The sequence below is a fragment of the Geodermatophilus nigrescens genome, from assembly GCF_900129495.1.
Taxonomy (GTDB): Bacteria; Actinomycetota; Actinomycetes; order Mycobacteriales; family Geodermatophilaceae; genus Geodermatophilus; species Geodermatophilus nigrescens.
Genome location: NZ_FQVX01000003.1, coordinates 890706 through 911367, shown reverse-complemented (window position 1 = coordinate 911367; position 20662 = coordinate 890706). Strand labels below are relative to the sequence as shown.

The following is a 20662-nucleotide window of genomic DNA, read 5'->3' as shown; positions in this document are numbered from 1 at the left end:
AGTGTCCCAGACGGCCGGGCCCTGCCGCAGCGGTGGTGGCTAGTCCCTCTCCGGGCCCAGCGCCGTCTTCTGGATCTGCATGAGGAACTCGATGTTGTTGCGCGTCTTGCGCAGCTTGTCGAGCAGCAGCTCCAGCGCCTGCTGCGGCTCGAGCGCGGCGAGCACCCGGCGCAGCTTGATGACGATGGCCAGCTCGTCGGGCGACATGAGGATCTCCTCCTTGCGCGTGCCCGACGCGTTGACGTCGACGGCCGGGAAGACCCGCTTGTCCGCCAGCCGGCGGTCGAGCTTGATCTCCGCGTTACCGGTGCCCTTGAACTCCTCGAAGATGACCGTGTCCATCGTCGAGCCGGTCTCGACCAGCGCGGAGGCGATGATGGTCAGCGAGCCGCCGTTCTCGATGTTGCGGGCGGCGCCGAGGAAGCGCTTGGGCGGGTAGAGCGCCGTGGAGTCGACACCACCGGACAGGATCCGCCCGCTGGCGGGCGCGGCCAGGTTGTAGGCGCGGCCCAGGCGGGTGATCGAGTCCAGCAGGACGACGACGTCGTGGCCCATCTCGACCAGGCGCTTGGCCCGCTCGATGGACAGCTCCGCCACCGTGGTGTGGTCCGACGGCGGGCGGTCGAAGGTCGAGGCGATGACCTCGCCCTTCACCGACCGCTGCATGTCGGTGACCTCCTCGGGCCGCTCGTCGACGAGGACGACCATGAGGTGGCACTCGGGGTTGTTCGTGGTGATCGCGTTGGCGATCGCCTGCAGCACCATCGTCTTGCCGGCCTTGGGCGGCGAGACGATGAGCGCGCGCTGCCCCTTGCCGATCGGCATGACCAGGTCGATGACCCGGGTGGTCAGCTGGTGCGGGTCGGTCTCCAGGCGCAGCCGCTCCTGCGGGTACAGCGGCGTGAGCTTGGTGAACTCGGGGCGGTTGCGCGCCTGCTCGGGGTCGAGGCCGTTGACGGTGTCGAGCCGCACGAGCGCGTTGTACTTGTCCTTGCGCTCGCCCTCGCGGGGCTGGCGGACGGCGCCGGTGATGGCGTCACCGCGGCGCAGGCCGTAGCGGCGCACCTGCGACAGCGAGACGTACACGTCGTTCGGGCCGGTCAGGTAGCCCGAGGTCCGGACGAACGCGTAGTTGTCGAGGACGTCGAGGATGCCGGCGACCGGCAGCAGGACGTCGTCGTCGCTGACGGTGGGCTCGCTCGGCTGGTCGAAGCGGTCGCGCCCGTTGCGGCGGTTGCGGTCGCGGTAGCGGCGCCCGCGGCGGCCGCGGCCACCCTCGAAGTCGTCGTCGTCCTCGTCGTTACGGCTGTCGTTGCGGCTGTCGCCCCGGGTGTCGGGACGGCCGTCGGTGCGGGTGTCCGCGCGGTCGGCACGGCCGTCGCGGTCGGCACGGCCGTCGCGGTCGGCGCGGCCGTCCGGGCGGGCGGTGCGCTCACCGCGCTCGGCGCCGCGGCTGCCGTCACGGCCGTCCCGCTGGCGGTCGCCGTCGCGCTGCGGGCGGTCGCCGTCGCGGCCGGTGCGCTCGGCACGCTCGCCGTCGCGGTCCCGCGGGGCACGGTCGCCGTCGCGGGGGGCGCGCTCGCCGTCCCGGTCGCGGCCGTCGCGCCGGTTGCGGTCGCGGCGGGACGGGCGGTCGCCGTCGGCGCGCTCGTCCTCGGTGCGCTCGGCGGGCGGCGCGGTGTCGGACGCGGGGGCCGGGGCCTCGGCGACCGGCGCCTCGGCGGGGGCCTCGACGACGACGGGGGTCCCGGCGGTGGGCCCGGCGGTCCCGGCCGGCGCGCCGGCGGGGCGGCTGGCCGCACGGCGGCGGCGCGGCGTGGTCTCGGCCGGCGCGGCCTCGGCGGGAGCGCTCGCGGCCGGGGCGGTCAGCGGGCCGCCGTTGGCGCCACCGCTCACGGGGGCCTCGACCGGCGCGGCGGTCGCGGCGATGCCCCGCGGGGCGTCCCCGGCGGACGCGCTCACGGCAGGCGCGGTCTCGACCGGCGCGGCGTCGGCGGGCGCGATGCCGGCGGGCGCGGCGTCGGCGGGCGCGGCGTCGGCCGGCGCGCTCGGCGCCGGGGTGCCGTTGCCCACCTGGCGGGCGGAGATGGCGGCGACGAGGTCGCCCTTGCGCATGCGGCCGACGCCGGAGATACCCAGCTCGGACGCGAGTCGCTGGAGCTCCGGGAGCAGCATCCCGGCGAGCCCGCTGCCACGGCGGCGGGACCGGCCCGCGGCAGGCGCCTCGCCCGTCGCGCCCGCGGGGGCGTCGGCGGTGGCGAGGTCGGTGGTTTCGCTCACGTACAGGTCCTTCCCTGCGGTGACCTGCGCCTACCGGCACAGGAGGTGACCCGGCGCCGCCCCTGCCGACCGGTTGAGGGCAGGGCAGAGCGGCGGATCGAGTGGGTGCGGAGCGGGGATCTGCGTCGACAGGAAGGGTCGTCGGCAACGTTCCGCGCGAGGCTCGCCCGAGAGGCGGCTACGCCGAGAAGACTAGACTCGCCCCACAGACGGGACAACACCGCTGGCCAGCGGAGTGTTCCTCGTTACGCCAACGATACCCCAGGCGTCACACGGGACACGCGGGCGCCGCCGTGGTCCACCTGCAGGGGGTACGCGCGCCACCCGTCCGGGGTGAGGGAACTCACCTCACGAACCCGGCGGGCCGACGCCGGGTCGCCAAGCGCGTCGTCCGGGTGGCGGCGGGTCAGCACCAGGACGCTCGGGCCGGCGCCCGAGACCACGGCCGCGTGGCCGGCGGCCCGCAGCCGGTCGACGAGCGCGAGCGTGTCCGGCATCGCCGCCGCCCGCTGCCGCTGGTGCAGCCGGTCGCCGGTCGCCTCGAGGAGCAGGCCGGGCTCGCTGGTCAGCGCGTGCACGAGCAGCGCGGCGCGGGCGGCGTTGAACGCGGCGTCGTCGTGCGGCACCGAGGCCGGCAGCAGCGTGCGGGCGAGGTGCGTCGACAGCGTCCCCTCCGGCACGAGGACCACCGGCAGCACCTCGTCGCTGACCGGCAGCTGCTCGGCCTGCGCGCCGTCGTCCGTCGACCACGACAGCGTGGCCCCGCCGAGCAGGCAGGCCGCGACGTTGTCCGGGTGCCCCTCGATCCGGTCGACCAGCCGCAGCACCGCGCCGGTGTCGACGGCCTCGACGTGCGGGCACAGCGCCCACGCGCCGACGACGCCGGCCACGACGGCGGCGGCCGACGAGCCCATCCCCCGCCCCTGCGGGATGGCGTTCTCCGCGCGGACCGCCAGGCCCGCCGGCGTCCAGCCGAGCTCCTCGCAGGCGGCGCGGAACGCGCGCACCACGAGGTGGCGCTCGTCGGTGGGCAGCTCCCCCGCGCCGACGCCGGACACCTCGACGGTCAGCCCGCCGTCGGTGACGGCGAACTCGACGACGTCGTGCAGCGTGAGCGCCAGCCCCGCGCAGTCGAACGCGGGGCCGAGGTTCGCGCTGGTGGCGGGGACCCGGACCCGGACGGCGGAGCTCACAGACCGAGCTGCGCTGCGGCCGCGGCGGCGTCGACCGGCACGGTGACCGGCGCGGGCGCGCCGGAGATCGCCCACTCCGGGTCCTTGAGGCCGTTGCCGGTGACCGTGCAGACCACCCGCTGGCCGGGCTCGAGCTCCCCGGCCGCGGCGGCCTTGAGCAGGCCCGCGACCGACGCGGCCGACGCCGGCTCGACGAAGACGGCCTCGCGGCGGGCCAGCAGCCGGTAGGCGGCGAGGATCTCGCGGTCGGTGACGGAGTCGATGCGCCCGCCGGACTCGTCGCGGGCGGCCAGCGCCTTGGTCCACGACGCCGGGTTCCCGATGCGGATCGCCGTCGCGATGGTGCTCGGCTGCTCGACCACCTGCCCGGTGACGATCGGGGCGGCGCCGGCGGCCTGGAAGCCCCACATGCGCGGGCGCCGCGTGGCCGGGCCGTCGTCGGCGTACTCGCGGTAGCCCTGCCAGTAGGCGGTGATGTTGCCCGCGTTGCCGACCGGCAGGCAGTGCACGTCGGGGGCGTCGCCCAGGACGTCGACGACCTCGAAGGAGGCGGTCTTCTGCCCCTCGATGCGGTACTGGTTGACGCTGTTGACCAGGCTGACCGGGTAGTCGATCGCGAGCTTGCTGGCCAGCGCCAGGCAGTCGTCGAAGTTGCCGTCGACCTGCAGCAGCTTGGCGCCGTGCACCAGCGCCTGGGCGAGCTTGCCCAGCGCGATCTTGCCCTGCGGCACGAGGACGGCGCACACCATGCCGGCGCGCGCGGCGTAGGCCGCGGCGCTCGCGCTGGTGTTGCCGGTGGAGGCGCAGATGACCGCCTGCGCGCCCTCCTCCTTGGCCTTGGTGATGGCCATGGTCATGCCGCGGTCCTTGAACGAGCCGGTCGGGTTGGCGCCCTCGACCTTGAGGAACACCTCGCAGCCGGTGCGCTCCGAGAGCTCCACGGCGCGGACCAGCGGGGTGGCGCCCTCCTGCAGGGTGACCACCGGCGTCGTGTCGGTGACCGGCAGCCGCGACCGGTAGGCCTCGATCAGCCCCGGCCAGAAGGGCGAGACCGCACCGCGCAGCGTCCCCGTCATGACAGACCCTCCACCCTCAGCACGCTCGTGACCCCGCGGACCGCGGGCACCTCCCGCAGCGCCGCGATCGTCGCCGAGAGGGCGGCGTCGGGGGCGCTGTGCGTGACGATGACCAGCGTGGCGGCGTCGCCGTACCCGTCCTGGCGGACGGTCGCGATGCTCACCTCGTGCCGGGCGAACTCGGTGGCCACGGTCGCGAGCACGCCGGGCACGTCGGCGACGTCGAGGCTGACGTGGTACCGCGTCGGCGTCTCGGCGATCGGCCGGGCCGGCAGCTCGGCGTAGGCGCTGGGGCCGGCGCCCGCGGCACCGGCGACCCGGTTGCGGGCGACGGCGACGAGGTCGCCGAGGACGGCGCTGGCGGTCGGCTCGCCGCCGGCGCCCTGGCCGTAGAACATCAGCTGCCCGGCGGCCTCGGCCTCGACGAAGACGGCGTTGAACGCCCCGCCGACGGCGGCCAGCGGGTGCGACGTCGGGATCATCGCCGGGTGCACGCGGACGGCGACGGTGTCGCCCTCGGCCTCGTCGGGGCGGCCCGCCACCCGCTCGCAGATGGCCAGCAGCTTCACCGTGCAGCCGATCTCCGCGGCGCGGGCGACGTCGGTGGCGGTGACCGACGAGATGCCCTCGCGGTGCACGTCGGCGGCGGTGACGGCGGTGTGGAACGCCAGCGACGCGAGGATCGCGGCCTTCGCGGCGGCGTCGAACCCGTCGACGTCGGCGGTCGGGTCGGCCTCGGCGTAGCCGAGCTCGGTGGCCTCGGCGAGCGCCTCGCTGAACCCGGCGCCCGTCTCGGCCATCCGGGACAGGATGTAGTTCGTCGTGCCGTTGACGATGCCCACGACCCGGCGGATCTGGTCGCCGGCCAGCGACTCGCGCAACGGGCGCAGCAGCGGGATCGCCCCGGCCACCGACGCCTCGTAGTACAGGTCGACGCCGGCCTTGGCCGCCGCGGCGTGCAGCGCGACGCCGTCCTCGGCGAGCAGCGCCTTGTTCGCGGAGACCACCGACTTGCCCGACTCGATCGCGGCGAGGATCAGCGAGCGCGCGGGCTCGATGCCGCCGATCACCTCGACGACGAGGTCGACGTCGTCGCGGGTGACCAGGCCGTGCGCGTCGGTGGTGAGCAGGCCGGCGGGCACCTCGGGGTGCCGGTCGGGCCGGCGGACGGCGACGCCGACGACCTCCACGGCGCGGCCGACGCGGGCGGCGAGGTCGGCGGCCTGCTCGTCGACGAGCCGCAGCACGGCGCTGCCGACGGTGCCGCAGCCGAGCAGGGCGACCTTCAGCGGTCCGGTCACGAGCGGGCTCCCACCGGGTGCTCGGGCGCCGGCTGGTCGACCGCCGGCGAGGGCGCGGGCCGGCCCGCGAGGACGGCGTCGAGGGCGAACACGTCGGACAGTGTCTGACGCCGGACGATCTCGGTGGCGGCGCCCTCCCGCACGGCGACCACCGGCGGCTTGAGCAGGTAGTTGTAGTTGCTGGCCATCGACCAGCAGTAGGCGCCGGTGGCGGCGACGGCGAGCAGGTCGCCGGGCTGCACGTCGGAGGGCAGCCACAGGTCGCGGACCAGCACGTCGCCGCTCTCGCAGTGCTTGCCGACGACGCGGCACAGCGCCGGCGGGGCGTCGGAGGTGCGGTTGGCCAGCACGCAGGTGTAGCTCGCGTCGTAGAGGGCGGTGCGGATGTTGTCGCTCATCCCGCCGTCGACCGACACGTAGTTGCGAACCTGCGGGGCGCCCTGCCCGCCGCTGCCCAGCCGGACCGGCTTGATCGTGCCGATCTCGTAGAGGGTGACCGTGCCGGGCCCCGCGATGGCGCGGCCGGGCTCGACGGCCAGCCGCGGCACCGGCAGGTCCAGCGCGGCGCACTCCATCGCGATGACGGCGCGCAGCCGCCGGGCGACGTCGCCGGGGGTCACCGGGTCGTCGTCGGAGAGGTAGGCGATGCCGAAGCCGCCGCCGAGGTTGAGCTCCTCCAGCACCTCGCCGGTGGCCTGGTGCACCTGGCCCATCAGGCCGACGACGCGGTGCGCGGCGGCCTCGAAGCCGGCCGTGTCGAAGATCTGCGAGCCGATGTGGCTGTGCAGGCCCGACAGGTGCAGCGCGGGCTCGCGGATGACCCGGACGGCGGCGGTCAGCGCGTCGCCGGTGGCCAGCGAGAAGCCGAACTTCTGGTCCTCGTGGGCGGTGGCGATGAACTCGTGGGTGTGCGCCTCGATGCCGACCGTGGTGCGCACCAGCACCGGCACCGGGGCGCCGCCGGCGGCCACCCGCGCCGCGGCCATGGGCACCAGCCGGTCGATCTCGTCGAAGGAGTCGAGGACGACGTGGCCGATGCCGGCGTCGACGGCGAGCTGCAGCTCCACCAGCGACTTGTTGTTGCCGTGCAGCGCGATCCGCTCCGCGGGGAAGCCGGCGGCCAGGGCGACGGCGAGCTCGTTGCCGCTGCAGGCGTCGAGGTGCAGGCCGTCGTCGGCGATCCAGCGGGCCACCTGGCCGCAGAGGAACGCCTTGGACGCGTAGTGCACGTCGGCGCCGTCGAAGGCGGTGGCGAAGTCGGCGGCGCGGCCGCGGAAGTCGTCCTCGTCGAGCACGAACAGCGGGGTGCCGTGGGCGCGAGCGAGGTCGGTGACCGCCCGCCCGCCGAGGTGCAGCTCGCCGTCGACCCGGCGGGCCGAGCGCGGCCACACCTGCGGGTCGAGCGCGCCGAGGTCGGCCGGGGGCATCCCGGCCGACGGCGGCGGGGCGAAGGCGCCGTGCAGCGGCCCCGCCGGGTGCGCCCTCACATCCGCTCCGGCGCGGAGACGCCGAGCAGGCCCAGGCCGTTGCGCAGCACCACGGCGGTGGCCGAGCACAGCCACAGCCGGGCGGTGGTGAGCGGGCCGGCCTCCTCGTCGCCGCGCGGGAGCACCCGGCAGGCGTCGTAGAACCGGTGGTAGGTGCCGGCCAGCTCCTCGAGGTAGCGGGCCACCCGGTGCGGCGCCCGCAGCTCGGCGGCCGCGGCCACCACCCGCGGGAACTCGGCGATGGCCCGGAGCAGGTCGTTCTCCCGCTCGTGGGCCAGCAGCGCCGGGTCGACGTCGCCGGGCTCCCCCAGGGCGAGCCCGAGGTCGGCGGCGTTGCGCAGCACCGAGGCGATCCGGGCGTGCGCGTACTGGACGTAGAAGACCGGGTTGTCGTTGGTCTTCCGGCTCCATAGCTCGACGTCGATGTCGATCATCTGGTCCACCGACGCCCGGGCGAGGGCGTACCGGGCGGCGTCGACGCCGATCGCGTCGGTGAGGTCGGAGAGCAGCACGATCGTGCCCGCGCGCTTGCTCATCCGGACCGGCTCGCCGTCGCGCAGCAGGTTGACCAGCTGGCCGATGAGGATCTCGAGGTGGGTGTCGGGGTCGTCGCCGGTGGCGGCCACCAGCGCCTTGTACCGGCCGACGTAACCGGAGTGGTCGGCGCCCAGCATGATCACGACCCGGTCGAAGCCCCGGGACCGCTTGTCGAGGTAGTAGGCGCAGTCGGAGGCGAAGTAGGTCGTCTCGCCGTCGGCCTTGACCAGCACCCGGTCCTTGTCGTCGCCGAACGTCGTGGTGCGCAGCCACACCGCGCCGTCGGACTCGTAGACGTGCCCCTGCTCGCGCAGCCGGGCCAGCGCCTTGTCCACCGCGCCGGTCTCGTACAGCGACTTCTCGGAGAACCAGACGTCGAAGTCGACGCCGAAGCCCTCCATCGACCGGCGGATCTCGTCGAGCATCAGCGCGACGCCGGTGTCGCGGAACGCCTGCCGCTGGGCGTCGTCGTCGCGGTCGAGGACGTCGGGGACGGCGGTGACCACCGACGCGGCGATGTCGCCGATGTAGGAGCCGCCGTAGCCGTCCTCGGGCACCGGCCGGCCCTGCGCGGCGGCCTGCAGGCTGCGCGCGAAGCGGTCGATCTGCGCGCCGGCGTCGTTGATGTAGTACTCGCGGGTCACCGCGGCGCCGCTGGCCTCGAGCAGCCGCCCGATCGCGTCGCCGACCGCGGCCCACCGGCTGCCGCCGATGTGCACCGGGCCGGTGGGGTTGGCCGAGACGAACTCGAGGTTGAGCGTCTGCCCGGCCAGCGGGGTGGTGCGGCCGTAGGCCTCGCCGGCGGTGACCGCCTGGACGGCGATCTGCCCGAGGGCGCCCTGGGCGAGGGTGACGTTGAGGAAGCCGGGGCCGGCGACGTCGACCCGGGCGACGCCGGGCTGCTCGCGCAGCTCCGCGGCGAGCAGGTCGGCCACCGCGCGCGGCGGCATGCCGGCGGGCTTGGCCAGGCGGAGGGCGACGTTGGTCGCGTAGTCGCCGTGCTCGGGGTTCTTGGGACGCTCGACGAGGACGTCGTCGGGGACGGCGACGGCGAGCGTGCCGCGCTCGACCACCGCCGCGACGACGGCCCGGACGAGGTCGCGCAACTGCTCGGGTGTCACCGCGACATCGTAGTCAGCGGCCGCGACCCGACTTCCGTCACACCCGCGGTGCCCGGGCACGCACAGGCGACCGACCTATGCTCGCGGGCGGGAGCGGCGGCGCAGCCGCGCTGCCCCGCGCGGACGGGCCCCCATCGTGGGCCACCGCGCACGCGCGCACCACTCGGGGCGCCGCCAGCGAGACGAGGACGAGGAGAGCACGTGGCCAAGGACCGCAAGCCCGACGCCGGCCGCAGCGGAGGCGGGGCGGGTCGCTCCGGCGGCGCGCCGGGCAGGGGCGGCTCCGGCGCGCGGCCGGTCTCCACCACGAAGGGCGGCGCCGGCGCACGCCCGTCCGGCCGGGGCCGCACCCGCCCGCCGACGCAGGTGGTCACCCAGCAGCGGCCGTGGGGCCTGATCGCCGCCGCCGTCGCCGTCGTGGTCTTCGCCGCCGCGGCGATCACCTACGCGGTGGTGCAGGTGCGCCAGGCCGACGCCGAGCGGATCGACGCGATCGACGAGATCGCCGGCATCGAGAGCTTCGACTACGCCGCGGGCCAGGAGCACGTGACCACCCCGGTCGAGTACGACCAGTCGCCGCCGGTGGGCGGCCCGCACGACGGCAACTGGGCCGACTGCACGGGCACCGTCTACGACGTCGACGTCCGGCACGAGAACGCCGTCCACTCCCTCGAGCACGGCGCCGTCTGGATCGCGTACAACCCCGACGAGGTCTCCGACGAGGACGTCGAGAGGCTGTCGGGGCTCGTCGACGGGATCTCCGGCCGGCTGATGTCGCCCTACGAGGGCCTGGACGCCGCGGTGAGCCTGCAGTCGTGGAACCACCAGCTGAAGGTGGACTCCGCCGACGACCCGCGCATCGAGCAGTTCGCCGACTTCCTGACCTTCAACGGCGACGTCGAGGGCCACTACCCCGAGATCGGCGCGAGCTGCGAGAACCCCGACTTCGCCGCCAGCCCGCTGGTCGCCGGCGACGCGAGCACCCCGGTCGGCCCGAGCGACGCGCCGACCACGCCGACCATGGGCGCCGAGGGCACCACCGAGAGCACCACGGAGTGAGGCCGCGATGACCGCCACCGCCACCCGTCCCGAGCAGGACGCGCCGGCTCCGGCGCCGGGCCCCCGCGGGCGCGGCCTGCGGGCGGCGCTGCTCGCCGTCATCGCCGTCGCGCTGGTGGCGCTCGGCGGCGGGCTGGCGGTCGGTCTCGGCATCGGCGCGAGCGGGACGCCCACGGCGGACTCGGTCGACGCCGGCTTCTCCCGCGACATGGCGGTGCACCACCGGCAGGGCGTGGAGATGGCCAACCTCGCGCTCGACCGCAGCGCCGACCCCGAGGTGCGGCAGCTCGCCTTCGACATCTCGAGCACCCAGACCAACCAGGCCGGGCAGATGGAGGGCTGGCTGGCGCTGTGGGGCCTCCCCCGCTCCGGCGGCGACCACATGGCCTGGATGGGCGACGGGCACGCCGGCCACGACATGTCCGGGATGTCGTCGGACACCGACGGCGCGCTCATGCCCGGCATGGCCACCGAGACCGAGCTCGCCGAGCTGCGCACGCTGACCGGCACGGAGTTCGACGTGCAGTTCCTGCGGCTGATGACCCGCCACCACCAGGGCGGGTTCGACATGGCGCAGTACGCGGCGGAGAACGCCTCGGAGGCGGCGGTGCGCACGCTCGCCCGGTCGATCGCCGAGACGCAGACCGCCGAGGTGACGACGATGGTCGGGATGCTCACCGCGCGGGGCGGGACGCCGCTGCCGGCGCCCTGACGCCCGCCGTCGGGACGGGCGGGGGCGGCTGGTAACTTCTCTCCTGCCCGGGCCCCCGTAGCTCAGGGGATAGAGCACCGCCCTCCGGAGGCGGGTGCGCAGGTTCGAATCCTGCCGGGGGCACAGTTCGAAACCGCAGGTCAGCGGCTTGTCGCAACGGCCCGGACGGTCTTCCGTCCGGGCCGTTCTGGCGTCTGGTCCGCATCTAGTCCGCAAGACCGGCCCGGACGTGCCGGGCCGCGTCGTCCAGCCGATGCGCCACCGCGTCGAGGTCGTCGTCGAACAGGTCGGTGTAGGTGTCGAGGGTCAGCGCGGCCGAGGCGTGGCCGAGCATCCGCTGGACGGCCTTGACGTTGGCGCCCGAGGAGACGGCGAGGCTCGCGGCCGTGTGGCGTAGCTCGTGCGGCACAAGCCCCTCAAGCCCCAGCGCCTCCGCTGCTCGGTCGAAGCCGGCGCGCCGGAAGATCCGGTTGCGCAGCACTCCCCCGCCCCGGAGACCAGTGAAGAGCAGCTCGTCGGGATCCCGGCCCTCCAGGTGCCTCCGGAGCTCCTCCAGTAGGAACGCCGGGACCGGGACAGACCGGCGCTCGTAGCCCTTGGGCACGCCCCAGACCAGGACGCCGTCGACCTCGACGACGGACTCCACGACCTCGAGCCGCCGTCGCGCCATGTCCACGCGGTCGACCTTCAGCGCGGCCAGCTCGCCCCAACGGAGACCGCAGTAGGCCAGGACCAGGACGACGAGCCGGTAGGAGTCCATGACCGCTCGCTCGCGGAACGGGAGGCGGGTCCCGGGACGCGGCCGGGCCGTCTCGGCGGCCAGCAGGTGCACCTGCTCGTGCGTCAGGTAGCGGCGCCGGGCCTGCTCGGCACGGGGCAGGTTGACCCCGGTGCAGGGATTGCGGGCCAGCCGGCCGTCGCGGACGGCGAGATCCAGGACCAGGCTGAGCACACGGAAGTGCTTGCGCACGGTGGCCGCTGCCATGCCGGCTGCACGCTGCTCCGCCACCCAGGTCTGGATCTCGGCATGGGAGAGGGTCGTCAGCGGCCGGTCGGCCCAGCGCGGGAGCACGTGTCCGTCGAGGATGCCTCGGTAGCGGGCGCGCGTCGTGGGCTTGAGCTGGGCCTGGCCCTCCAGCCACCGGCCGGCCCACTCCCCCACGGCGATGCGTCCGGCACGTGGGTCGACGTAGGTGCCGCTCGCGACGGCGGCGGTGACACCGTCCAGCCAGCGCTGCGCATCGACCTTGCGACGGAAGTGACGGGCGTGTTCGCGGCCGGCGGCGTCCCGGTACCGCGCCCGCCACTGGCCGTCGGTTCGCTTCGCAACGCTTGCCACTCGTCCTCATCCCGCTCGAGCCCTGTCGTCGTGACCCGTGTAGTGGGAGGGGACGACCCGTTGGTCGTGCCGAGCGAAGTTGTGGACGCGCTGAGGCCTGTGGACAACAGACTGCGGGTTCAGGTCGGACGTGAGCTGTAGCGCTTCTCCAGTGCTCCCATGAAGTCGTCGCCGGTTCTTGAGTGGCCGACTTAGGAAACGAGCACTCCACGCCTAGAGCATGTGCTTAGAGGCGGCTTCAGGGACGCGGTCACCCAAGGGCACCCCGTTCGGAGCACCGACCTGCATGGAGGCGGGGGGGCCGGCACCGGGGACGCCACGGCCGACGGCGGAAGTGATCCCGTACCTGAAGTGGAGCGGTAACTGGGCCCGTCCAGACCAGGGCGACTCACCGCGCTCACCTGCTCACCGTTACGCCATAGGTACTTGCCGAGACCGCCCGCGGGGCCTCGTCAGCTGTATGGCGAACGTCGACGACGCTCGAATAGGTGGAGTGCATGGTTCGTCATGGAGAAGGGGACGTGGGTCATCGTGGCGACTTGCTCAACGCTCGTCGTCAGCTGAACTGCTGCAACATCGCCGTCCGCGGTCGGGTGCTCCTGGCGATTCAGCATCCCGAGCATCGCCCAACTTCGACCGTGCGCGAACCCGCTACAGACCCGCCAGTGCACCTTGGCCTCTCGTCCGCCAAGTCTGCTCGCTCCACCCGCGGCCTCGACGATCTTCTCGTAGCTGAAGGTGCCGCAGACCCGGCTTAGGTCAAGGTCGAGGGTCTTGGCGAGCTTCTTGACCTCGTCCTTCCGTTCCTCCGCCGTGCGGATGCCGGCGAACGCCGTCGGGATCAATTCGCTTGCCTTCCCAACCTCGCTGACCTCGTTCCATGCGAGCCGCAGCCGTCGCTCGAGACGTGTCTTGCGGTCCGAAGGCGCGAGTAACCACACGGCGGTAGCGGCGTTCTCGATTGCTGCACGGAGCAGGGAGAAGGACGCGAACGGGTGTAGCACCTCGGCATCGATGACGAGCGCTTTGACCGCCGCAAGGTGGTCGATCGAATAGGTGATTGCTGACCAGGCAGCGTTGTCGACACGGTGAACAGGGCTCCGCTTTGCATCACCGGCAAGCGGGCTGCTGTCCTCGGTGGTCGGTGGCAGCTGCGCGCTCAGGTCTAGCCATGCGTCGATATGTGCGAAGAGCTGCTCGGGAGGCAGCAGGGGTGAACTACTCACCGGTTCAGTCGTCCGTCAATGCGCGGCTGCGGTGTCGCGGTCAGGTGAGGCACCCAAGGCATCGACGTGTGGCGCTCGACCGCGAGCGGGTGCCCGCCTATGTGCGCGCACCACTTGGCCCACGCCTTGAGGTCGCGTCGGTAGGCAGTGGCCGTCTTGTCGGCGCGGCCGACCAGCCAGCCAGCAGTGAGACGGAGGAACGGGTCGTCGTTGCTTGATCCCGGCAGCCGGTCGAGGGGAGCCGGCCGAGCGGCGGGCACCGGAACGGAGATGGGGACGTCGAAAGCTACTTCGGAAGCCATGTGGGGTCCTTCCAGGCGATGCGGACCTCTTCGAGCTCTTGCAACGCGCGCAGAACGGTTGAGGCCGTGAGCACCGCGAGGACGGCGTTGGCTTCGGTGAAGTGCTCCGGCGCGGCCGAGTGAACCGTGACGTGGCGACTCAGCGCCTTCGGCATGTCCCCAGGTGTTTTGCCTTCTGTCCACTCCGTGTAGAAGCGGTGTAAGGGGGCGAGCGCAGCCCGCAGGCGCAGCTCGTAGATGTGTACGTCTTCAAGGTCCGCGAGGCGAACCTTGTTCTTGACCCTGTCGTAGGTCGGGTGGATTGCTCTAGCCACCGCGGACTCCGTCACCACAACAGCGAGCGCTTGCGCCGGTTGCGGATGGCCGGCCTTGAGGGCATTGAGCGCCTGACGGGCGAGCAGCACCTTGCCTTCGTAGGTCGGGGAGGTCACCTCGTCGAGCACGGCCTGGCAGTCCTCGATGACGGCGTCTTGGTGCTCGACCAGGACCGCGACGCGCGCAGTCCAATCGGTCGCGTTCAGCACGTCGGCGACCACGTCCTCGCGAGGTGCCCAGACCAAGGGGATGCCGTCTACCGTGATCGCCGTTGTCATCCGGTCCACGTCAACGCCTGGCGGCCAATTCGACGGCCGGTACCCCGCCCATCGCCTGAGCCGCTCGACCAACTCCGGCGGAAACTCGAAGGCAGGAAGCAGGGGGCGGAGGTCCAAGCCGGAGAAGGTCTCTGCCCACTGCTCACGGATGCGCGCGGCAAAGGGAGCGACTGCCGCGCCGAGCGCCTCGCTGAGTTCCTTGGTCATCGGAGCAAGAGCCTCGGCAAGTCGTTGGCGGTCCTCCTCGGACAGCTCGAAGCCAAAGCCGCTGTCCTCGTGGTCGTCCTCGGTGGGTGACTCAGTCACGATTCCGACGCTAGCCGCGAGGCGCGACACCGACCGTGAGATGACGTCCCTTATCTGCGGACAGGGACGCCGTCCCGTGCCTGTCCGCCCGCGGCGATTCATGCTGGCTCCGGCGAGGGCGGTCGACAGGAGACAAGACGCTGCGCGGGACGCCCGCGCGGTGGATCCTGGGGTCGTCATAGAGACTCCGCCTGCAGCACGGGACGAAGGGCCCTGAGATGCCGGACGTGTTGAAGAAGGAGAACAAGCCGAAGCCGAAGCCGAAGGGCAGCCGGTGGCAGCGCTGGGGCAAGTGCCTGGCCGGCATCGCAGGAGGGGCAGGTGCCGGCGTCCTCGCCGGTGCGTCAGCCGGCAAGCAGTTGTCTAGCGGAGCGCCGCCGCCAGCCCAGGCAGGCGCCACGGTCCTCGGCGGGATCGCTGGGGGGCTGGCTGGGGGGCTAGCCGGGGCGGCGTCGTCATGCTGACGGACTGGGACCGTCGGACGACGTCGCGGGTCCTGACGTGGGCCCCGGCATGGTCCCTCGCTGTCGTGGCTTTAACCACCCGGGACGCCCCGGCCGCGCGCGTCCTGGGGACGGTGTTGTGGGTAGGCGGCGTCGGAGCGCAGTACGCAGTCGGGTTGCGATGGCTGGCGCGTCGATCGGCGACGTGACCGCCCGCTCAACCAGTCAAATCCGAGGCGGTCGCCGAGCTGGCGTGGATATGCAACGCAGATGAGCACCGGCGATCTGCTCGTCGACGTCGCCCAGCGGATCGCACTGGCCGATCCACCTGCCGTTCACTCCCGAGCTGACGCCAGAGGGGTGCCCGGAAAGGTCGTCGTCTTAGTGCCCTCCGTCTACGTCTCCGATGGCGCAGGTACAGATGGCGTTGGGCAGGCTCAAGCGCGAGTGTTGCGGACGGATCTCAGCTTGGGCGTAGAAGGTGCCTCGTCCTCGGGTGGACCTGGCTCCGGCTCGTCATCACCGGCGGCTTCCATCGTGGGCTGAGTAAGGCCGGCTCCTGCAAGGAGCGTCTCGACGAGCTTCGTCATCTCAGGGACGCTCACGGGCCGGTCCGCTTGCCTGGCCATCGTGTTCACAATCTTGGCCAAGTCTCGTGCGGTCCTGGCGTTGTCCTCCGCGATCCGGTCGCGGCTGAGTCGCGACCGAAGCAGGCTCCACTCCCGCAGGAGCTGGGGAGCGACGCGGATGACGGCGTAGACGGCCATAAGGAGCGCTGCGGCTAGGCCGACTCCTCCGACGTCAGTCGAGCCCACGACCTCAGCGATCGCGTCCCCGGCACTTGGGGTGGCGACTGCCAGGATGTGCACAGTGAAGAGCAGAGCAGGTTTGCTCGCCCGTGGCACTGCCCGATCAGGTGGACTTCACCCTTCAGTGGCACCTTGCCCCGCCGGGTGATCCTCGCGCTAGAGCGAGCTGGTGCGCCGGAGGGGCTCCGCCCCAGCTTCGCGCCGGCGCACTCCGTGTCTGCTGAGGATGTTGCGCACCGCTGAGAACGAGCGATCAGTCAGCTCCGCGAGCTCACGTAGGGATCGACCAGCGGCGTACTGCTGGACGATGAAAGCTTCGACGCGTCGCTGGACGTCCGGGTCAGGTCGCGTGGTCGCCGTGCCGGCGAACTCAGGCAGTGCCGTGAGCTGAGGACGCGACGGGTATGGCATGAAAGATGTGTCGTCTCTCGCGCCATGCGTCCTGAGCGCCCCTCCCCCAGAAGGGGTGGGTCCCGGTCCAATAGTCCACCCGTACCCAGGTAACGGACCGATTCGCAACTCTCCGGTGCTGGCGTGGAGACCAGGCCGCAAAGCTGGAAGCAGGGGCGCAGCTCGACCGCGGCGGTGACGGGCGGCGAAGGTTGCTGCTCGACAACGCAGTCCCGCTGGTAATCACTGAAGCCGATGACGACTGAGGCACTATCAAGGCAGCTGTCATGATCAACTGCGATGAGGCCGGGGACTCCTTTGGGAACCAATGCGTCGAAACACCTGGCGCTGATCCATGGACGCCGTTGCACGCTTCGACATCGAGTTGGCCGAGGCGCTGCGCCGCGGAGAGCTCGAGGGTCGAGACGACCTCAGCGTGGCCATCGCGCTTGCTGGGCTTGTGCACAAGAATCTTGAGGCCCACGGCACAAGAGGCGACCTGCAGCTCGACGACGATGACATCAAGACCGCGCTTCTTGCGCTGCGTGCCGTGTTGCGACGTCTCGGCATCATGTCCACCGTCCCGTTCCGCGACTTCACCTCGTTCCGCAGCTACTGGCTCAACAACGATGCGTCGGGGTCCGAGCAAGCGCGTCGCGACCGGCTCGAGGAGCTCTTCGAGCCGGTTCATGTGCGCCTGATCCGCTTGGAGGAGGCAACCTTCGAGGCGCTGGTCGAAAGCCGCCTTCAGGGACAGTCGTCAAGGAGCGGCCACTAGCAACGCCCCGCACACACTGCCGAAGGCCGAGCGCGTTTCCGCCGTCGCCAGCCTCCGTCCGACCGAGCGCTCGGTGGCGCGAACGGCCGCCGGCGTGACTACCGCCCTGAGGGTGAGGACGCGTCGCTACCAGCGCCTGCGTCGACGGCTCGTCCGTGGGTGTCCGACTTGGTGGTGGCCGCCGGCGAGGCATCGGTAGGCGTGTACTTGCCGGCCGTCGTATGCGCGACGGTTGAGCACCATCGCCCGCGTCTGCGCCGTCTGCTTGGTCAGCCGTTCCTTCTGCGGAAAGGGGCAGATATCAGCCATGTCCTCGGCTTCTCCGGCTGGAGGGGGAGCGGGGATGAAGGAGACCACCGACAGTGCTCGGGCACAGGCGGGAAACACCGCAGTTGGCAGTCCGAGTGGCTCGGTCGCCGGCTGGTCAAAGCGCCGGCCGACCGCACAATGGGCGCTGCCGTGGCCATGTGTAGCGCGAAGCCGCCCTGACAGACACCGGCGGACGTGGTGCCGGTCCCACCTGGTGATGCGACAGCGCTCCGTGCACGTCGTCTACGTCCGGCCCGACGACCGCCTGCGGACGCCGCGGCAGGGTCAACGCCACGTCCTTCACGCCGAGCCAACGCCAGTATTCAAGAGCTGGAGAAGCCGAGACTCGGAGGCGACACACCTCATGCACTCGGCGGCTGCCAATGCGTCGGACGGCTTTCCGGAGGTTCGTCCCCGACGCTGCAGGCATGGCGGGTGAGAAGGGCGACAGCGACCGCAATCGTCGGCTGCAGACCGAGAAGCGGCGACGAGCGCAGGCGCTCCGAAGACACGACAGCGAGCAGGTTGCCGGCCCACCAACACCGGCCGGCGCTATCGCTCAGGGCCCCGCACGACGTGCGGCCGCGGTGTCTTGCGCGTGGTGCGGCGCCGCCATCACGCCGGGGTGCCGGGGTCCCTTACCAAAGTGGTGCTCAGTCGGGTGCCGACGCCGAGCCTGGGAGCAGGGCCGCGCGGCGGCATCCGGACGATCAGCGATCGAGGTCGTCGAGCGCCGCGTGGAGGTCCGTGTGCCCTGCATCCCGACGCGGCGAGATTGGCTGGGACTGCTCAGCGAGTTCGCTGCACAGGTCGACGACGGGCGCGTCTACGACCGCGACCTCGCCGTGCTCGCTCCCGTCCTCCGGGGCGTCATGGAGGCGGTCGAGCGCCGTGCGAGGACACCCTGGTAGCCCGGCTAGTCCGCGCCAGTCCGCAGGCCTCTGCCCGCTGGACGTGGACCACTCGACTGTCGGGCGCCAGCACCAGGATTCACGGTCCGCAGGGAGTCCGCAGGAAGTCCGCAGAACGGCCCGCAACCGCCCCTTGCGACCAGTAACGACCAACCGCATATGCGCTGCTCAGCAGCCAGATCCGCGGTACCTAGCGAGGTAGACAAGGCCCCCCGGACGCCCTCCGGAGGCGGGTGCGCAGGTTCGAATCCTGCCGGGGGCACCCACGCGAGAACGGCCCGGACGGTCCTCCGTCCGGGCCGTTCTCGGTTCCGGGTCTCCGCGGCGACCGCGTCAGCGGTCCGGCGCCGTCTCCAGCGCCGGGGAGGCCGCCGGAGCGGCCCCCGTGACGGGCGCCTGCGCCGCCGGCTCCCGGTCGCGCAGGCTGCGCTGCGCCCGCGCCGCGCGGAAGCGCGACAGCGCGGCCCGCTGCCCGAACGCCCCGGTCAGCCGGTCGAGGAAGATCGCCAGCAGCACGACGGCGAGGCCGCCCTCGAAGCCGGCGGCGACGTCGAGCTGGGTCACCGCCCGCACCACCACCGCGCCGAGCCCCGCGGCCCCGAGCAGGCCCGCGGTGACCACCATCGACAGCGCCAGCATGATCACCTGGTTGACGCCCGCCATGATCGACGGCAGGGCCAGCGGCAGCTGCACCTCGCGCAGCACCTGCCCCGGCCGGGCGCCGAACGCCCGCGCGGCCTCGACGACCTCGCGGTCGACCTGCCGGATGCCGAGCTCGGTCAGCCGGACCCCGGGTGGGATGGCGAACAGGATCGTGGCCACCACGCCCGGCACCACCCCGACGCCGAAGAAGAAGACGGCGGGGATCAGGTAGACGAAGACCGGCGTCGTCTGCATGAAGTCCAGGACCGGCCGGACGACGACGCTCACCGCACGGTTGCGGGCCGCGAGGATGCCCAGCGGGACCCCGATCGCCGCCGCGATGACCGCCGCGACGAGGACCAGCGCCAGGGTCTGCATCGTCTCGGCCCACAGCTCGAGCGACACCACCAGGAGGAACGCCAGCACGGTGTAGAGCGCCAGCCAGGGTCCGCGCAGGAGCAGCGCGACGACGGCGAAGACGACGATCCAGACCACCGGCGGCGGGGTGACCAGCAGGTCGGTCAGGCCCTCGACGAGCGCCGACATGACCGCCGAGACGGCGTCGAAGAGCCACGGCACCGTGGCCAGCAGCCAGTCGATGAGGTCCGACACCCACCGGCCGAGCGGGACGTGCGGCATCAGGACCGCCTCCCCCGGGCCGGGACGGCCGACAGGGCATCGAGCACCGCGGCCCGCGGGACGACGCCGAGCAGCCGGCCGTCGTCGTCGAGGACGCCGAGGGGCACCGTGTGCCGCCCGACCAGGTGCACGAAGTCCACGACGGGCCGGTCGGCGCCGATCGTCGCGTAGTCGGGGACGAGCTCGCGGGGGCCGAGCGCGTCGCGGCCCTCCTGCACGGCGCGGGCCAGCAGGTCGTCCCGGGCGACGCCGGCCACCCGCCGGTCGCCGTCGAGGACGTAGACGCCGTTGGCCTCCGCGGTGCCCAGCCGCCGCAGCACCTCCCCCGGCGGGTCGCCGAGCCGGGCGGTCATCCGTGGCTCGCGCAGCAGGTCGCCGGCGGTCAGCACCCGGGTCCGGTCGACGTCGGAGGTGAAGTCGGCGACGTAGTCGTCCGCGGGCGCGGAGATGATCTCCGGACCGGTGCCCAGCTGGACGGTGCGGCCGTCCTTGAGCATCAGGATCCGGTCACCGAGCCGCATGGCCTCGTTGAGGTCGTGCGTGATGAACACGATCGTCTTGGCCAGCTCCGACTGCAGCCGCTCGAGCAGGTCCTGCATGTCCCGGCGGATCAGCGGGTCGAGGGCGGAGAACGGCTCGTCCATGAGCAGCACCTCCGAGTCGGCCGCCAGCGCCCGGGCCAGCCCGACCCGCTGCCGCATGCCACCGGAGAGCTCCTCGGGCCGGGCACCGGCGCGGTCGATGAGGCCGACGGTCTCCAGCGCCCAGTCCGCGCGCTCGCGCTGCACGGCCGCGGGCGCCCCGCGGACCTTGAGCGCGTAGGCGGCGTTCTCCCGGACCGTCCGGTGCGGCAGCAGCGCGAAGTGCTGGAAGACCATGCTGATCTTCTCGTTGCGCACCGTCCGGAGCTCGGCGTCGTCGAGCGCGCGCAGGTCGCGGCCCTCGACCTCGACGGTGCCGGCGCTCGGCTCGATCAGCCGGTTGAGCAGCCGCACCAGCGTCGACTTGCCCGAGCCCGACAGGCCCATCACGACGAACAGCTCACCGCGCTCGACGGCGAAGCCGACGTCGTGCACGGCGAGCGTCGCGCCGGTCCGGCGCAGGATCTCGTCGCGCCCGAGCCCCTCGCCGGCCAGCCGCAGCGCCTCCTGCTCCCGCGCGCCGAAGACCTTCGTCAGGCCCGTGACCCGCAGCACCGGGGCCGTCACG

The 20662-nt window shown here is 72.7% G+C and carries 17 protein-coding genes and 1 tRNA gene; 4 read left to right on the top strand and 14 right to left on the bottom strand.

The features are described from left to right. Window positions 1–39 precede the first annotated feature (39 nt). From rho to argS, 6 genes are all read right to left on the bottom strand, one after another. Window positions 40–2280: a transcription termination factor Rho gene (gene rho / locus BUE37_RS18035; protein ID WP_073421696.1), complete on the bottom strand. Its 2241-nt coding sequence runs from the start codon at window positions 2278–2280 to the stop codon at window positions 40–42. 245 nt (window positions 2281–2525) lie between these two features. After that, window positions 2526–3473 (bottom strand): homoserine kinase, encoded by a 948-nt coding sequence (gene thrB / locus BUE37_RS18030; protein WP_073421695.1) that lies wholly within the window; start codon window positions 3471–3473, stop codon window positions 2526–2528. Then, window positions 3470–4549 (bottom strand): threonine synthase, encoded by a 1080-nt coding sequence (thrC, locus tag BUE37_RS18025; protein ID WP_073421694.1) that lies wholly within the window; start codon window positions 4547–4549, stop codon window positions 3470–3472. The genes thrB and thrC overlap by 4 nt, the downstream gene beginning before the upstream one ends. Then, on the bottom strand, window positions 4546–5850 hold the full coding sequence (locus BUE37_RS18020; RefSeq protein ID WP_073421693.1) for a homoserine dehydrogenase: 1305 nt from the start codon (window positions 5848–5850) through the stop codon (window positions 4546–4548). Before BUE37_RS18020 ends, thrC begins: the two co-directional genes overlap by 4 nt. Then, window positions 5847–7337 (bottom strand): diaminopimelate decarboxylase, encoded by a 1491-nt coding sequence (gene lysA, locus BUE37_RS18015; protein WP_073421692.1) that lies wholly within the window; start codon window positions 7335–7337, stop codon window positions 5847–5849. Before lysA ends, BUE37_RS18020 begins: the two co-directional genes overlap by 4 nt. Beyond that, on the bottom strand, window positions 7334–8995 hold the full coding sequence (argS, locus tag BUE37_RS18010) for an arginine--tRNA ligase (RefSeq protein ID WP_073421691.1): 1662 nt from the start codon (window positions 8993–8995) through the stop codon (window positions 7334–7336). The genes lysA and argS overlap by 4 nt, the downstream gene beginning before the upstream one ends. Window positions 8996–9196: 201 nt before the next feature. Here argS and BUE37_RS18005 point away from each other — a divergent pair, with 201 nt between their 5' ends. The 3 genes from BUE37_RS18005 to BUE37_RS17995 all read left to right on the top strand — a co-directional run bounded on the left by BUE37_RS18005 (window position 9197) and on the right by BUE37_RS17995 (window position 10889). Further along, a complete protein-coding gene (locus BUE37_RS18005; protein WP_073421690.1) occupies window positions 9197–10054 on the top strand; it encodes a thioredoxin-like domain-containing protein in 858 nt (285 codons plus the stop codon). Between the two features lie 7 nt (window positions 10055–10061). Beyond that, a complete protein-coding gene (locus tag BUE37_RS18000) occupies window positions 10062–10766 on the top strand; it encodes a DUF305 domain-containing protein (RefSeq protein ID WP_073421689.1) in 705 nt (234 codons plus the stop codon). A 51-nt stretch (window positions 10767–10817) separates the two neighbouring features. Continuing rightward, window positions 10818–10889: transfer RNA gene (locus tag BUE37_RS17995), tRNA-Arg, on the top strand. Between the two features lie 82 nt (window positions 10890–10971). Here BUE37_RS17995 and BUE37_RS24870 read toward each other — a convergent pair. The 6 genes from BUE37_RS24870 to BUE37_RS25015 all read right to left on the bottom strand — a co-directional run bounded on the left by BUE37_RS24870 (window position 10972) and on the right by BUE37_RS25015 (window position 16195). Further along, entirely contained in the window at window positions 10972–12105 is a 1134-nt protein-coding gene (locus tag BUE37_RS24870; protein WP_073421688.1) for a tyrosine-type recombinase/integrase, read from the bottom strand. 452 nt (window positions 12106–12557) lie between these two features. Continuing rightward, window positions 12558–13331 carry a hypothetical protein gene (locus BUE37_RS17985; protein ID WP_073421687.1) on the bottom strand — a complete coding sequence of 258 codons (774 nt, stop codon included), beginning with the start codon at window positions 13329–13331 and terminating at the stop codon, window positions 12558–12560. Beyond that, a complete protein-coding gene (locus tag BUE37_RS23995) occupies window positions 13328–13633 on the bottom strand; it encodes a hypothetical protein (RefSeq protein ID WP_175562911.1) in 306 nt (101 codons plus the stop codon). The genes BUE37_RS17985 and BUE37_RS23995 overlap by 4 nt, the downstream gene beginning before the upstream one ends. After that, window positions 13618–14532: a hypothetical protein gene (locus BUE37_RS23160; protein ID WP_139253031.1), complete on the bottom strand. Its 915-nt coding sequence runs from the start codon at window positions 14530–14532 to the stop codon at window positions 13618–13620. The genes BUE37_RS23995 and BUE37_RS23160 overlap by 16 nt, the downstream gene beginning before the upstream one ends. 880 nt (window positions 14533–15412) lie before the next feature. Further along, window positions 15413–15844: a hypothetical protein gene (locus BUE37_RS17970; protein ID WP_139253030.1), complete on the bottom strand. Its 432-nt coding sequence runs from the start codon at window positions 15842–15844 to the stop codon at window positions 15413–15415. Between the two features lie 96 nt (window positions 15845–15940). Next, window positions 15941–16195, bottom strand: a complete 255-nt coding sequence (locus BUE37_RS25015; RefSeq protein ID WP_073421684.1) for a helix-turn-helix domain-containing protein — start codon at window positions 16193–16195, stop codon at window positions 15941–15943. Between the two features lie 334 nt (window positions 16196–16529). On the opposite strand from BUE37_RS25015, the gene BUE37_RS17960 reads away from it, so the two are divergent. Beyond that, window positions 16530–16952: a hypothetical protein gene (locus BUE37_RS17960; protein WP_073421683.1), complete on the top strand. Its 423-nt coding sequence runs from the start codon at window positions 16530–16532 to the stop codon at window positions 16950–16952. 1553 nt (window positions 16953–18505) lie between these two features. Here BUE37_RS17960 and BUE37_RS17955 read toward each other — a convergent pair. Next, window positions 18506–19453: an ABC transporter permease gene (locus tag BUE37_RS17955; RefSeq protein WP_073421682.1), complete on the bottom strand. Its 948-nt coding sequence runs from the start codon at window positions 19451–19453 to the stop codon at window positions 18506–18508. Next, window positions 19453–20661, bottom strand: coding sequence for a quaternary amine ABC transporter ATP-binding protein (locus BUE37_RS17950; protein ID WP_083628831.1), 1209 nt, complete (start codon window positions 20659–20661; stop codon window positions 19453–19455). Before BUE37_RS17950 ends, BUE37_RS17955 begins: the two co-directional genes overlap by 1 nt. Window position 20662: the final 1 nt, after the last annotated feature.